Origin of the sequence: Escherichia sp. KTE114 (genome assembly GCF_000407765.1) — a bacterium.
GTDB classification, from domain to species: Bacteria; Pseudomonadota; Gammaproteobacteria; order Enterobacterales; family Enterobacteriaceae; genus Escherichia; species Escherichia ruysiae.
The window spans coordinates 2004965-2019788 of record NZ_KE136626.1 but is presented as its reverse complement, the minus strand read 5'-3'; the positions used below and the strand labels follow the sequence as shown (position 1 = coordinate 2019788).

The window sequence follows — 14824 nt, the reverse complement described above, 5'->3', positions numbered from 1 at the left end:
ATCCGGCATCAACAACGAGCACTTTGTCAACAATCTGAAGCGGCCAGAATAGCCGCTTCTTAATTTGCCGGATGTTCCGGCACACGAAGAATTACTTCTTCTTCGCTTTCGGGTTCGGCAGGTCGGTGATGCTACCTTCGAATATTTCTGCCGCCAGACCCACAGACTCGTGCAGAGTCGGGTGCGCGTGGATGGTCAGCGCGATGTCTTCCGCGTCACAACCCATTTCGATTGCCAGACCGATTTCACCCAGCAGCTCGCCGCCGTTAGTACCGACAATTGCACCACCGATCACACGGTGAGATTCTTTGTCGAAAATCAGTTTGGTCATACCGTCTGCGCAGTCGGAAGCGATAGCACGACCAGAAGCAGCCCACGGGAAGGTGGCGGTTTCGTAGCTGATGCCTTTCTCTTTCGCTTCTTTCTCGGTCAGACCCACCCATGCAACTTCTGGTTCGGTATAGGCGATAGACGGGATAACTTTCGGATCGAAGTAGTGTTTCTTACCTGCGATAACTTCAGCAGCAACGTGACCTTCGTGAACACCTTTGTGTGCCAGCATCGGCTGACCGACGATATCGCCGATAGCAAAGATGTGCGGTACGTTAGTACGCAGTTGTTTATCAACGCGGATGAAGCCACGGTCGTCAACTTCCACGCCAGCTTTGCCTGCGTCGAGGTTTTTACCGTTCGGCACACGACCAATCGCTACCAGCACGGCGTCGTAACGCTGCGGTTCAGCCGGTGCTTTTTTGCCTTCCATCGTCACATAAATACCGTCTTCTTTCGCTTCAACAGCAGTGACTTTGGTTTCCAGCATCAGGTTGAATTTCTTGCTGATACGTTTGGTGAAGACTTTAACGATGTCTTTGTCAGCTGCCGGGATAACCTGGTCGAACATTTCAACCACGTCAATCTGTGAACCCAGCGCGTGGTATACGGTTCCCATTTCCAGACCGATGATACCGCCACCCATAACCAGCAGGCGTTCTGGTACTTCTTTCAGTTCCAGCGCGTCAGTGGAGTCCCAGATACGCGGATCTTCATGCGGAATAAACGGCAGTTGGATCGGGCGAGAACCCGCTGCGATGATCGCGTTGTCGAAGTTGATCACGGTTTTACCGTTCTCACCTTCAACTTCCAGGGTGTTTGCCCCGGTGAATTTACCCAGACCGTTGACCACTTTTACTTTGCGGCCTTTCGCCATACCAGCCAGACCACCGGTCAGCTGATTGATCACTTTCTCTTTCCAGGTACGAATCTTGTCGATATCAGTTTTCGGTTCACCGAAGACGATACCGTGTTCAGCCAGAGCTTTGGCTTCTTCGATAACTTTTGCTACGTGCAGCAGTGCTTTAGAAGGGATACAGCCGACGTTCAGGCAAACACCGCCGAGGGTGTTGTAGCGTTCTACGATTACGGTTTCCAGACCTAAATCAGCGCAACGGAAGGCAGCAGAGTAACCTGCGGGGCCTGCCCCAAGTACCACGACCTGAGTTTTGATTTCAGTACTCATCATGACCTCTATATATTTATCTCCGGCGGGTCTGACGTTTTTTTTATGACGCCCATTATCCACCGGGTCGTTCTATCCGTCGGTATTTTACAAAATTGTTAACAATTTTTAAACAACAAACGGCAACCGATTTGTCTATTCGCTAATAATCTCAATACATTCATGAGATTACCAGAAAAAAGCCGGCCGTTGGGCCGGCTCTTTTATTTACATCACCAGACGGCGAATATCAGACAGCGTGTTGTTAATGATGGTAATGAAACGGGCACCATCAGCACCGTCGATCACGCGGTGGTCGAAGGAGAGAGAAATCGGCAGCATCAGACGCGGCACGAACTCTTTACCATTCCACACCGGCTCCATCGCGGACTTGGAAACGCCGAGGATAGCCACTTCCGGTGCGTTCACAATCGGTGCGAAGTGGGTAGTACCCAGGCCACCGATGCTGGAGATGGTAAAGCAACCGCCCTGCATTTCGCTTGCAGTCAGCTTACCGTCACGCGCTTTCTTGGAAATGGTCATCAGCTCGCGAGACAGCTCGATGATGCCTTTCTTGTTGACGTCTTTGAATACCGGAACAACCAGACCGTTCGGGGTATCCACCGCCACACCGATGTTGATGTATTTCTTCAGGGTCAGACGCTGACCGTCTTCCGACAGAGAACTGTTGAAGCGAGGCATCTGCTCAAGCGCCGCAGCAACGGCTTTCATGATGAAGACAACCGGGGTGATCTTCACATCCAGCTTACGTTTCGCTGCTTCTTCGTTCTGCTGTTTACGGAACGCTTCCAGCTCGGTGATATCGGTTTTGTCGAAGTGAGTAACATGCGGGATCATCACCCAGTTACGGCTCAGGTTCGCGCCAGAGATTTTCTGGATACGGCCCAGTTCCACTTCTTCGATTTCACCAAACTTGCTGAAGTCCACCTTCGGCCACGGCAACATGCCTGGGATACCGCCGCCAGTCGCCGCCGGAGCCGCTTCTGCACGTTTGATAGCTTCTTTCACGTAAACCTGAACGTCTTCGCGCAGGATACGACCTTTACGGCCTGTGCCCTTCACTTTCGCCAGGTTAACGCCAAACTCGCGAGCCAGACGACGGATCAGCGGAGTCGCGTGAACGTAAGCGTCGTTTTCAGCAAATTCAGATTTGCCTTCGGCTTTCGCAGCCGGTGCTGCTGCCGGAGCTTCAGCTTTTGCTGCCGGAGCCGGCGCTGCCGCTTCCTGTTTCGCCGGAGCCGCCGCAGGCGCTGCGCCTTCAACTTCGAAGATCATAATCAGCGAGCCAGTTTTCACTTTATCGCCAACGTTGACTTTCAGTTCCTTCACAACACCTGCAAACGGAGCCGGAACTTCCATAGAGGCTTTGTCGCCTTCTACGGTGATCAGTGACTGTTCAGCGGCAACTTTGTCGCCCACTTTCACCATCACTTCGGTCACTTCAACTTCGTCACCGCCGATATCCGGAACGTTAACTTCTTTCACGCCAGCCGCTGGCGCTGGTGCTGCTGCAGGAGCTGCTTCCTGTTTAGCCGCCGGAGCCGGAGCTGCCGCACCTGCTTCACCCGCAACTTCGAAGATCATGATCAGCGAGCCGGTGGACACTTTGTCGCCAACATTCACTTTGATCTCTTTCACGGTGCCCGCAAACGGCGCCGGAACTTCCATAGAAGCCTTGTCGCCTTCTACGGTGATCAGCGACTGTTCAGCTTCAACTTTATCGCCCACTTTCACCAGGATTTCGGTCACTTCGACTTCGTCGCTGCCGATATCCGGAACGTTAACGTCTTTTGCCGCCGCTGCCGCTGGTGCTGCTGCCGGAGCTGCTTCTTTCTTCTCTTCTGCCTGAGCAGGTGCAGCGTCAGCTGCACCGTCGGCGGAATCGAAAATCATAATAAGTGCACCGGTCTGGGTTTTATCGCCAACAGAGACTTTAATCTCTTTAACAATACCTGCCTGCGGAGACGGAACTTCCATAGAGGCTTTGTCGCCTTCTACGGTGATCAGCGACTGTTCGGCTTCAACTTTGTCGCCCACTTTGACCAGGATCTCGGTGATTTCAACTTCATCAGCCCCGATGTCCGGTACTTTGATTTCGATAGCCATTATTCTTTTACCTCTTACGCCAGACGCGGGTTAACTTTTTCTGCATCGATGTTGAATTTGGCGATTGCGTCAGCAACCACTTTCTTATCGATTTCGCCACGTTTAGCCAGTTCGCCCAGCGCCGCAACCACTACATAGGAAGCATCAACTTCGAAGTGGTGACGCAGGTTCTCACGGCTGTCGGAACGACCGAAGCCATCAGTACCCAGGACGCGGTAGTCGTCAGCCGGTACGTAAGTACGAACCTGCTCAGCGAACAGTTTCATATAGTCGGTAGATGCCACTGCCGGAGCGTCGTTCATCACCTGAGCAATGTACGGAACGCGCGGAGTTTCCAGCGGGTGCAGCATGTTCCAGCGTTCACAATCCTGACCATCACGCGCCAGTTCGGTGAAGGAGGTCACGCTATATACGTCAGAACCTACGCCGTAATCTTTCGCCAGGATCTGTGCTGCTTCACGGACGTGACGCAGAATAGAACCGGAGCCCAGCAGCTGAACTTTACCTTTGCTACCTTCAATGGTTTCGAGTTTGTAGATACCTTTACGGATACCTTCCTCAGCACCTTCCGGCATTGCCGGCATGTGGTAGTTTTCGTTCAGCGTAGTGATGTAGTAGTAAACGTTCTCTTGTTTTTCACCGTACATACGCTCCAGACCGTCATGCATGATGACAGCAACTTCGTAAGCGTAAGCCGGGTCGTAAGAGATACAGTTCGGGATAGTCAGCGACTGAATATGGCTGTGACCATCTTCGTGCTGCAGACCTTCGCCGTTCAGGGTAGTACGACCGGAAGTACCGCCGATCAGGAAGCCACGCGCTTGCTGGTCGCCAGCCGCCCAGCACAGATCGCCGATACGCTGGAAGCCGAACATCGAGTAATAGATGTAGAACGGAATCATCGGCAGGTTGTTGGTGCTGTAAGAGGTCGCCGCTGCCAGCCAGGAACAACCTGCGCCCAGCTCGTTGATCCCTTCCTGCAGAATCTGACCTTTCTCGTCTTCTTTATAGTAAGCAACCTGCTCGCGGTCCTGCGGGGTGTACTGCTGACCGTTCGGGCTGTAAATACCAATCTGACGGAACAGACCTTCCATACCGAAAGTACGCGCTTCGTCGGCGATGATCGGTACCAGACGATCTTTGATCGACTTGTTCTTCAGCATCACGTTCAGGGCACGGACGAAAGCGATAGTGGTAGAGATCTCTTTGCTCTGCTCTTCCAGCAGCGCGCCGAAGTCTTGCAGGCTCGGCAGCTCCAGCTTCTCGGTGAAGTTCGGCTGACGGCTTGGCAGATAACCGTGCAGTTTCTGACGCTGAGCGTGCAGATAGGTATGCTCTTCAGAACCTTCCGGGAAGGTGATGTACGGCAGTTTTTCGATATCTGCATCAGACACCGGCACATTGAAACGGTCGCGGATGTGACGCACGCCGTCCATGTTCATTTTCTTAACCTGGTGCGCGATGTTTTTACCTTCAGCCGCGTCTCCCATGCCGTAACCTTTAATGGTATGAGCAAGGATTACAGTCGCTTTGCCTTTGGTTTCCTGCGCTTTCTTGAATGCAGCGTAGATTTTCTTCGGATCGTGACCGCCACGGTTCAGTGCCCAGATCTGCTCGTCAGTCCAGTCTGCAACCAGTGCTGCGGTTTCAGGATATTTACCGAAGAAGTGTTCACGAACGTACGCGCCATCTTTCGATTTGAAGGTCTGGTAGTCGCCGTCAACGGTTTCGTTCATCAGCTGGATCAGTTTACCGCTGGTATCTTTACGCAGCAGTTCATCCCAACGGCTACCCCACATCACTTTGATCACGTTCCAGCCAGCACCTTCGAAGATGCCTTCCAGTTCGTTGATGATCTTGCCGTTACCGGTGACCGGGCCGTCAAGACGCTGCAGGTTACAGTTGATAACGAAGACCAGGTTATCCAGTTTTTCACGGGTAGCGATGGTGATCGCACCTTTGGATTCCGGTTCGTCCATTTCACCGTCGCCGAGGAACGCGTAAACGGTCTGTTTAGAGGTATCTTTCAGGCCACGGTGTTCCAGATATTTCAGGAATTTAGCCTGGTAAATAGCACCAATCGGTCCCAGACCCATAGATACGGTCGGGAACTGCCAGAATTCCGGCATCAGTTTCGGGTGCGGATAGGAAGAGAGGCCATTGCCGTGAACTTCCTGACGGAAGTTATCGAGCTGCTCCTGAGTCAGACGACCTTCCAGGAAAGCACGTGCGTAAACGCCCGGAGAGATGTGACCCTGGAAGTAAACCAGGTCGCCGCCATCCTGCTCGTTGCGTGCACGGAAGAAGTGGTTAAAGCACACATCATAAATGGTTGCGGAAGACTGGAAGGACGCCATGTGGCCGCCCAGTTCTAGGTCTTTTTTCGACGCACGCAGAACCGTCATGATGGCGTTCCAGCGGATAGCTGAACGAATACGGCGTTCCAGTTCCAGATTACCCGGATACTCCGGTTGTTCTTCAACGGGGATGGTGTTGATGTAGTTGCTGACGCCGGTGCCTGCGGCTACGTTGACTCCGCCTTTGCGGGCTTCAGCAAGCAGTTGGTCGATCAGATACTGAGCACGCTCAACACCTTCTTCACGGATGACCGATTCGATCGCCTGGAGCCAGTCGCGAGTTTCGATCGGATCCACGTCATTTGGGAAACGTTCTGACATGGGTTATTCCTTATCTATCTAATAACGTTGAGTTTTCTGGAACCTGTCCCATTGAACTCTCGCCGGAAAGCTCAATAAGACAGGTTCTACGTTTAGTTGCCGCGCTTTTATATGCGCTTGATTTACAACATCTTCTGGCTAATTTTCACCAGAAAAATCACTAATTCTTTCGTTGCTCCAGACGGCGCAGAGAACGCTCACGGCGACTCTCTTCACGGCTTCTGTCGAGCAAAATTTCTTCGATAAAGGCCAGATGGCGATGTGATGCTTCGCGCGCTTCTTCCGGCTTACCGGCCATAATCGCTTCGAATATGCGGGTGCGGTGACTACTCACCAGCGGCAGCATCTCGCGACGCGAATAGAGCAATTCGAAGTTCTGACGGACATTCTGAGCCAACATCGGCTCCATACACCTTAGCAGATGAAGCAGAACCACATTGTGGGCCGCTTCGGTGACGGCAATCTGATACTGGAGTACGGCATTTGATTCCGCGTCCAGATCGCCAGACTGCTGCGCCAGTTCTATGGCGTGGTGGAGTTCACGAATGCGTTCCTTGTCTTCATCGGTACTACGCAGCGCGGCGTAATAAGCGGCGATACCTTCCAGGGCGTGTCGTGTTTCGAGCAAGTCATACTGTGATTCAGGATGGTCGGAGAGCAGCTCCACCAGCGGATCGCTGAAACTTTGCCAGAGGCTGCTCTGGACAAAAGTGCCGCCACCCTGGCGACGAAGCAACAAGCCCTTCGCTTCGAGACGTTGAATCGCCTCACGCAAGGAGGGACGGGAGACGTCGAACTGTTTCGCCAGTTCGCGTTCCGGTGGGAGTTTTTCGCCCGGACGAAGTGTGCCTTCGAGGATCAAAAACTCCAGTTGCTGCTCAATCACATCGGAGAGTTTTGGTTGGCGGATTTTGCTGTAGGCCATGAGTTCCTGTCTTAAGCCACTTGCCGAAGTCAATTGGTCTTACCAATTTCATGTCTGTGACGCTAAAGTAACAAAGTATTCACCTTATGTCCATACAGGTTTTGATTGAAATCATGAAACTGTGCACATTTTAACAACTTGACACATATGACGTTTCAAAATTGTAACTATGCACAAATGTAGACTTTACGTGAGCAATGGTTTTTTTAACGTTTATTAAACTATAAAAATCCAAATTGAACCGATTCACTTACCAATTTTTCGATTTTTAATGCCATTAAAATGAATTTATATTCATTTATTGCGATGGGGTGTTTCGGGGCTTTCCTTTACAAACGATTTCTTTTTAGGCAACTCATCTTCAACCTGGCATAAAGCGAGTGCATTCACTGGCGCATACCATTATTCTTGATCTGACGGAAGTCCCTTTGTAACAATTCAAACGTTTTTGATGTAAACAAATTAATACAACAAACGGAATTGCAAACTTACACACGCATCACTGCGTAGATCAAAAAAACAATCACCGCACGAGGTTTCATGATGGAAGGTCAACAGCACGGCGAGCAGCTAAAGCGCGGCCTTAAAAACCGCCATATCCAGCTTATCGCGCTGGGTGGCGCGATAGGGACAGGACTATTCCTGGGAAGCGCCTCCGTAATACAGTCCGCAGGGCCAGGGATTATCCTGGGTTACGCTATTGCCGGTTTTATCGCCTTTCTGATCATGCGTCAGTTAGGTGAAATGGTGGTCGAAGAACCGGTAGCAGGCTCCTTCAGCCACTTTGCTTATAAATACTGGGGCAGTTTTGCTGGTTTCGCCTCTGGCTGGAACTACTGGGTACTGTACGTTTTAGTTGCCATGGCAGAGCTTACTGCCGTCGGCAAATACATTCAGTTCTGGTATCCGGAAATCCCCACCTGGGCTTCGGCCGCCGTATTCTTTGTGGTGATCAATGCCATCAACCTGACCAACGTTAAAGTGTTTGGCGAGATGGAGTTCTGGTTTGCCATTATCAAAGTTATCGCGGTGGTGGCGATGATCATCTTCGGTGGCTGGCTGCTGTTCAGCGGCAACGGTGGCCCGCAGGCGAGCGTTAGCAACCTGTGGGATCAAGGTGGCTTCCTGCCGCACGGCTTCACCGGGCTGGTGATGATGATGGCGATTATCATGTTCTCGTTCGGCGGTCTGGAACTAGTAGGCATCACCGCAGCAGAAGCAGATAACCCGGAGCAAAGTATTCCCAAAGCGACTAACCAGGTTATCTACCGCATCCTGATTTTCTACATTGGTTCCTTAGCCGTTCTGCTCTCCCTGATGCCGTGGACGCGCGTTACCGCCGATACCAGTCCGTTTGTGCTGATCTTCCACGAGTTGGGCGATACTTTTGTCGCTAACGCCCTGAATATCGTGGTGTTGACGGCGGCGCTTTCGGTTTACAACAGTTGCGTCTACTGCAACAGCCGTATGCTTTTCGGTCTGGCACAACAAGGAAACGCACCGAAAATGCTCGCTTCCGTCGATAAACGCGGCGTACCGGTAAACACCATTCTGGTCTCTGCGCTGGTTACGACATTGTGCGTACTGATTAACTACCTTGCCCCAGAGTCCGCGTTCGGACTGTTAATGGCGCTGGTGGTTTCCGCTCTGGTAATCAACTGGGCGATGATAAGTCTTGCGCATATGAAATTCCGTCGCGCCAAACAAGCACAAGGTGTGGCTACCCGTTTCCCTGCTCTGCTCTATCCGCTGGGTAACTGGATCTGCCTGCTGTTTATGGCGGCGGTTCTGGTGATTATGCTGATGACGCCGGGAATGGCGATTTCGGTTTACCTGATCCCGGTATGGCTGCTCGTGTTAGGCATCGGCTATCTGTTTAAAGAGAAAACCGCAAAAGCCGTAAAAGCGCATTAATTTCTCTACGCCCTCACCCGCGCTGGGTGAGGGCTACAATCTTTACACTAACGCTCCGTAAATCGTCAGTAGCGCAATCACCACCACAACCACGAACGAAGTTTTCTTCGCCATTGAAACCGCTGCTTTCGGCGTCTCCACCTTATCAACATGCGGTTCACGCGCCAGAGAGAACTGCGCCAGACGCGTTAACACCTGATATTGCGAAGTATGGAAATCACCCAGCGAAGCAAACCAGGCAGGTAATGCTTTCTCTCCGTGACCGATCAAGGCATATACCACGCCCGCAAGGCGAACCGGCACCCAATCCAGCACATGAAGCACGGCATCAATGCCGGACTGTAAACGATGATGCGGCGTCTGGTAACGCGCCAGCCAGTATTGCCATGCACGCAAAAACGCATAACCCATCAGCGTAACTGGCCCCCAGGTTCCCCCTACAATCAACCAGAACAGCGGCGCCAAGTAAAAACGAAAGTTAATCCACAGCAGTGCATTTTGCAGTTCACGCAAGTATTCACGTTCATCGCAGCCTGCTGGGACGCCGTGAATCATAGTGAGTTCGCCAGCCATCGTGGAGCGGGCATGGCTATCATTACGTGAAGCGGCTGCCAGATATGCATGATAATGGAGACGCACTTTACCCGCGCCAATACACAGCAAACCAAGCAACAGCCATACCAGCAGCGTCGGGACGTTGAACAATAACCCATGCAACGCGCGCAACAGCAAAAAAGTCACCCCCATCGCAATAATGGTCATACCTAACGTGCGCCCCAGCGAAAAATGTTTCACCCGCCGAAAGAACGCTTCAAGACGGTGATCAAGCTGCCAGTGCTCGCCCAACTTAAACAGGCGCTCAAAAATTAACACCAGTAAGGTTGTGAATAGCGTCATGTTGTCTCCTTGCTGACCAGCGCACGAAACCGTGCCCAATCAAATGCAGGACCAGGATCGGTTTTACGATCCGGCGCAATATCGCAATGCCCCGTCATGTTATTAGCGATATCTGGATAGCGATGAATCAGCGCCCGCGTAACCGCCGCCAGTTGCTGATACTGCGCATCGGTATAAGCCAGCGTGTCGGTGCCTTCCAGCTCAATCCCAATAGAAAAATCATTACAGCGTTCGCGACCTTGATACTGAGATATCCCCGCGTGCCAGGCGCGTTTATCGAAAGGAACATACTGGACAATTTCACCATCACGGCGAATCAAACAGTGGGCGGAAACGCGCAAATGGGCGATCTCAGCAAAGAAGGGATGTGCCTGCGGATCAATAGTTCCGGTGAATAATGCATCAATCCACGGACCGCCAAACTCACCTGGCGGCAGGCTAATATTGTGCACCACCAGCAGGGTGGGTGTTTCGTCATCCGGGCGGCAATCGTAATGTGGTGAGGGAACGCGGCGCGCGCCGACCAGCCACCCCTGTTCTAACAACATGCAGGATCTCCTTATATGTGGTGCTAATACCCGGTTCAGAGTAGCATGTTTCTACCTTATGATTCGTTAGCTATCTGGAGTTTTAACATGCCGCCTCGCCGCTATAACCCTGACACCCGACGTGACGAGCTGCTGGAACGCATTAATCTCGATATCCCCGGCGCGGTGGCTCAGGCGCTGCGAGAAGATTTAGGCGGAACAGTTGATGCCAACAACGACATTACGGCAAAACTTTTATCGGAAAATTCTCGCTCTCATGCCACGGTGATCACCCGCGAAAATGGCGTATTTTGCGGCAAACGCTGGGTTGAAGAGGTGTTTATTCAACTGGCAGGCGACGATGTCACCATTATTTGGCATGTGGATGACGGCGAACTCATCCACGCCAATCAACCCTTGTTCGAACTTGAAGGCCCATCCCGCGTGCTGTTAACGGGCGAACGCACGGCGCTCAATTTTGTGCAAACTCTTTCCGGGGTTGCCAGTAAGGTTCGCCACTATGTCGAATTACTGGAAGGCACCAACACGCAGTTGTTGGATACGCGCAAAACCTTGCCGGGTCTGCGTTCGGCTCTGAAATACGCGGTACTTTGCGGCGGCGGAGCGAATCACCGTCTGGGGCTTTCTGACGCCTTCCTGATCAAAGAAAACCATATTATTGCCTCCGGCTCAGTGCGTCAGGCGGTCGAAAAAGCGTCCTGGCTGCACCCTGATGCGCCAGTAGAAGTCGAAGTAGAAAATCTGGAAGAACTTGATGAAGCCCTGAAAGCAGGTGCCGATATCATCATGCTGGATAACTTCGAAACAGAACAGATGCGCGAAGCCGTCAAACGCACCAACGGCAAGGCGCTACTGGAAGTGTCTGGCAACGTCACCGACAAAACACTGCGCGAATTTGCCGAAACGGGCGTGGACTTTATCTCCGTCGGTGCACTAACTAAACACGTACAGGCACTCGATCTCTCAATGCGTTTTCGCTAATTCCTGACAGATTTATCCGCTCCGTAGCGGGCGGATAATCTTCCCTTCCCCAACTTTCTTCGTAACGCCTCGCAAATTTCTTGTCTTTCGCTGCAACGTAATAAAAAACCCCGGAAGCCACCTTCCCGTTTCGTTTTTTGCCCCTCGCCTGTACCGATGGCGTTTGCCAAAGTAGCGCCAACGAAATCAAGGAGCGAAACAGATGGACAAGCAACGCGGTTTTACACTTATCGAACTGATGGTGGTTATTGGCATCATTGCCATTTTAAGCGCCATCGGCATTCCCGCTTATCAGAACTACCTGCGCAAAGCAGCACTCACCGACATGCTACAAACCTTTGTGCCTTACCGTACTGCCGTAGAATTGTGCGCGCTGGAACATGGTGGATTAGACACCTGTGACGGCGGTAGCAATGGTATCCCCTCGCCCACCACCACTCGCTATGTCTCTGCCATGAGCGTGGCGAAGGGCGTGGTGTCGCTGACCGGGCAAGAAAGTCTTAATGGTTTAAACGTCATCATGACACCGGGTTGGGATAACGCAAACGGCGTCACCGGCTGGACGCGCAACTGCAATATTCAAAGTGACAGCGCATTGCAGCAAGCCTGCGAAGATGTCTTCCGCTTTGATGACGCCAACTAAGGAGCGGCAATGAATATTTCACAGCTCACCGCCCTGTGTCTGCGTTATCAGGGAGTCTTGCTGGATGCCAGCGAAGAGGTGGTTCATGTTGCGGTAGTCGATGCGCCTTCGCATGAATTCCTCGATGCCTTACATTTTGCCACCACTAAACGCATTGAGATCACCTGCTGGACGCGCCAGCAAATGGAAGGCCATGCCAGCCGCTCACAACAAACGTTGCCCGTAACCGTTCAGGAGAAACATCAGCTCAAGGCAGAGTTGCTGACCCAAACGTTACAATCTGCGCTGGAACAACGCGCGTCTGATATTCATATCGAACCAGCGAACAGCGCCTACCGTATCCGCTTGCGTATCGACGGCGTGCTGCATCCTTTACCAGATGTTCCACGGGATGCCGGAGCCGCATTAACCGCCAGATTAAAAGTGCTGGGAAGCCTGGATATTGCGGAACATCGCCTGCCGCAGGACGGGCAATTCACTGTCGAACTGGCAGGGAACGCCGTCTCATTTCGTATTGCAACCTTGCCATGTCGGGGCGGTGAAAAGGTGGTATTACGGTTGTTACAGCAGGTAAACCAGGCGCTGGATGTCAACACGCTGGGAATGCAGCCGTTACAACTGGCGGACTTTGCTCATGCCCTACAGCAACCACAAGGACTGGTGCTGGTAACTGGGCCAACCGGAAGCGGAAAAACTGTCACGCTTTATAGCGCCCTGCAAACGCTGAATACCGCTGATATTAATATTTGTAGCGTCGAAGATCCCGTTGAGATCCCCATCGCCGGGCTAAACCAGACACAAATCCATCCACGTGCCGGTCTTACCTTTCAGGGCGTTTTGCGTGCGTTATTGCGCCAGGATCCTGACGTCATCATGATCGGAGAGATCCGCGATGGCGAAACGGCAGAAATTGCCATTAAAGCCGCGCAAACCGGTCACCTGGTATTGTCCACGCTACACACTAATTCCACCTGCGAAACGCTGGTGCGTTTACAGCAAATGGGCGTTGCTCGCTGGATGCTTTCATCGGCGCTCACGCTGGTGATAGCCCAGCGGCTGGTACGCAAACTTTGCCCGCATTGTCGCCTGCAGCAAGGGGAACCCATCCATATTCCCGACAATGTATGGACATCGCCGCTGCCCCGCTGGCAAGCACCCGGTTGTAGACACTGCTACCACGGTTTTTATGGTCGCACGGCCTTGTTTGAAGTTCTGCCTATAACACCGGTCATACGTCAGCTTATTTCCGCTAATACCGACGTTGAATCGCTGGAAACGCACGCCCGACAGGCGGGAATGCGCACGCTTTTTGAAAACGGCTGCCTGGCCGTGGAGCAAGGCTTAACCACCTTTGAAGAGTTAATCCGCGTATTGGGGATGCCGCATGGCGAGTAAGCAACTCTGGCGCTGGCATGGCATAACCGGCGACGGCAATATGCAAGATGGGATGCTATGGGCAGAAAGCCGTACTTTGTTGATTTTTGCGCTACAGCAACAGACGGTTACCCCACTGCGTCTGAAGCGAATCGCCATCAATCCTGCACAGTGGCGAGGAGATAAAAGCGCGGAAGTCATTCATCAACTGGCGACGCTACTCAAAGCCGGCTTAACCCTTTCTGAAGGGCTGGCGCTGCTGGCGGAACAGCATCCCTGTAAGCAATGGCAAGTATTGCTGCAATCGCTGGCGCACGATCTCGAACAGGGCGTTGCCTTTTCCAATGCCTTATTACCCTGGTCAGAGGTTTTCCCACCGCTCTATCAGGCGATGATCCGCACGGGTGAACTGACCGGTAAGCTGGATGAATGCTGCTTTGAACTGGCGCGCCAGCAAAAAGCCCAACGTCAGTTGACCGACAAAGTGAAATCAGCGTTGCGTTATCCCATCATCATTTTAGCGATGGCAATCATGGTGGTTATGGCAATGCTGCATTTTGTTCTGCCGGAGTTTGCCGCTATCTATAAGACCTTTAATACCCCACTACCGGCGCTAACGCAGGGGATCATGACGCTGGCAGACTTTAGTAGTGAATGGGGCTGGTTGCTGGTGTTGTTCGGCTTTCTGCTGGCGATAGCCAATAAGTTGCTGATGCGCCGTCCGACCTGGCTTATCGTGCGACAGAAATTGCTGTTACGCATCCCAATTATGGGTTCCCTGATGCGGGGACAAAAACTCACGCAGATTTTTACGATTCTGGCGCTGACACAAAGTGCAGGAATTACTTTTTTACAAGGGGTTGAGAGCGTCAGAGAAACAATGCGCTGCCCGTACTGGGCGCAACTTCTGACACAAATCCAGCACGATATCAGTAACGGTCAGCCCATCTGGCTGGCGCTAAAAAATGCCGGTGAGTTTAGCCCACTCTGTTTGCAATTAGTGAGAACAGGAGAGGCATCCGGCTCGCTGGATCTCATGCTGGAGAATCTCGCCCACCATCATCGGGATAACACGCTGGCGCTGGCAGATAATCTTGCAGCCTTACTGGAACCGGCGTTGCTGGTCATTACAGGAGGAATTATCGGTACGCTAGTGGTGGCAATGTACCTGCCAATTTTCCATTTAGGCGATGCGATGAGTGGGATGGGATAACGCTGGCGTGGTGATCCACGCCAGCATTG

11 protein-coding genes are annotated in these 14824 nt (G+C 52.3%); 5 read left to right on the top strand and 6 right to left on the bottom strand.

Annotation, left to right across the window (positions count from 1 at the left end):
- Window positions 1-91: 91 nt before the first annotated feature.
- The 4 genes from lpdA to pdhR form a co-directional block, all read right to left on the bottom strand.
- A complete protein-coding gene (lpdA, locus tag WC5_RS11310; protein ID WP_000102484.1) occupies window positions 92-1516 on the bottom strand; it encodes a dihydrolipoyl dehydrogenase in 1425 nt (474 codons plus the stop codon).
- 207 nt (window positions 1517-1723) lie between these two features.
- On the bottom strand, window positions 1724-3622 hold the full coding sequence (gene aceF, locus WC5_RS11315; protein ID WP_000963503.1) for a pyruvate dehydrogenase complex dihydrolipoyllysine-residue acetyltransferase: 1899 nt from the start codon (window positions 3620-3622) through the stop codon (window positions 1724-1726).
- A gap of 14 nt (window positions 3623-3636) precedes the next feature.
- Window positions 3637-6300: a pyruvate dehydrogenase (acetyl-transferring), homodimeric type gene (gene aceE, locus WC5_RS11320; protein ID WP_000003836.1), complete on the bottom strand. Its 2664-nt coding sequence runs from the start codon at window positions 6298-6300 to the stop codon at window positions 3637-3639.
- Between the two features lie 160 nt (window positions 6301-6460).
- Window positions 6461-7225, bottom strand: coding sequence for a pyruvate dehydrogenase complex transcriptional repressor PdhR (gene pdhR, locus WC5_RS11325; RefSeq protein WP_000331776.1), 765 nt, complete (start codon window positions 7223-7225; stop codon window positions 6461-6463).
- Window positions 7226-7765: 540 nt separating this feature from the next.
- Between pdhR and aroP the strand changes: the two genes are divergently transcribed.
- The gene (aroP, locus tag WC5_RS11330) at window positions 7766-9139 is read left to right on the top strand and encodes an aromatic amino acid transporter AroP (RefSeq protein WP_077629236.1); all 1374 of its coding nucleotides are present in this window, start codon (window positions 7766-7768) and stop codon (window positions 9137-9139) included.
- 42 nt (window positions 9140-9181) lie between these two features.
- On the opposite strand, the gene ampE is transcribed toward aroP, so the two are convergent.
- Window positions 9182-10036, bottom strand: a complete 855-nt coding sequence (gene ampE, locus WC5_RS11335) for a beta-lactamase regulator AmpE (protein ID WP_000171990.1) — start codon at window positions 10034-10036, stop codon at window positions 9182-9184.
- Complete coding sequence (gene ampD, locus WC5_RS11340; RefSeq protein ID WP_000923717.1) at window positions 10033-10584, bottom strand: 1,6-anhydro-N-acetylmuramyl-L-alanine amidase AmpD; 552 nt, start codon at window positions 10582-10584, stop codon at window positions 10033-10035. Before ampD ends, ampE begins: the two co-directional genes overlap by 4 nt.
- A gap of 87 nt (window positions 10585-10671) precedes the next feature.
- Between ampD and nadC the strand changes: the two genes are divergently transcribed.
- From nadC to hofC, 4 genes are all read left to right on the top strand, one after another.
- Window positions 10672-11565, top strand: a complete 894-nt coding sequence (gene nadC, locus WC5_RS11345; protein ID WP_001135186.1) for a carboxylating nicotinate-nucleotide diphosphorylase — start codon at window positions 10672-10674, stop codon at window positions 11563-11565.
- 202 nt (window positions 11566-11767) lie between these two features.
- Window positions 11768-12208 carry a prepilin peptidase-dependent pilin gene (ppdD, locus tag WC5_RS11350; RefSeq protein ID WP_000360898.1) on the top strand — a complete coding sequence of 147 codons (441 nt, stop codon included), beginning with the start codon at window positions 11768-11770 and terminating at the stop codon, window positions 12206-12208.
- A gap of 9 nt (window positions 12209-12217) precedes the next feature.
- On the top strand, window positions 12218-13603 hold the full coding sequence (gene gspE, locus WC5_RS11355) for a type II secretion system protein GspE (RefSeq protein WP_001027404.1): 1386 nt from the start codon (window positions 12218-12220) through the stop codon (window positions 13601-13603).
- On the top strand, window positions 13593-14795 hold the full coding sequence (gene hofC, locus WC5_RS11360) for a protein transport protein HofC (protein WP_000157280.1): 1203 nt from the start codon (window positions 13593-13595) through the stop codon (window positions 14793-14795). The genes gspE and hofC overlap by 11 nt, the downstream gene beginning before the upstream one ends.
- The last annotated feature ends 29 nt before the right edge of the window (window positions 14796-14824 follow it).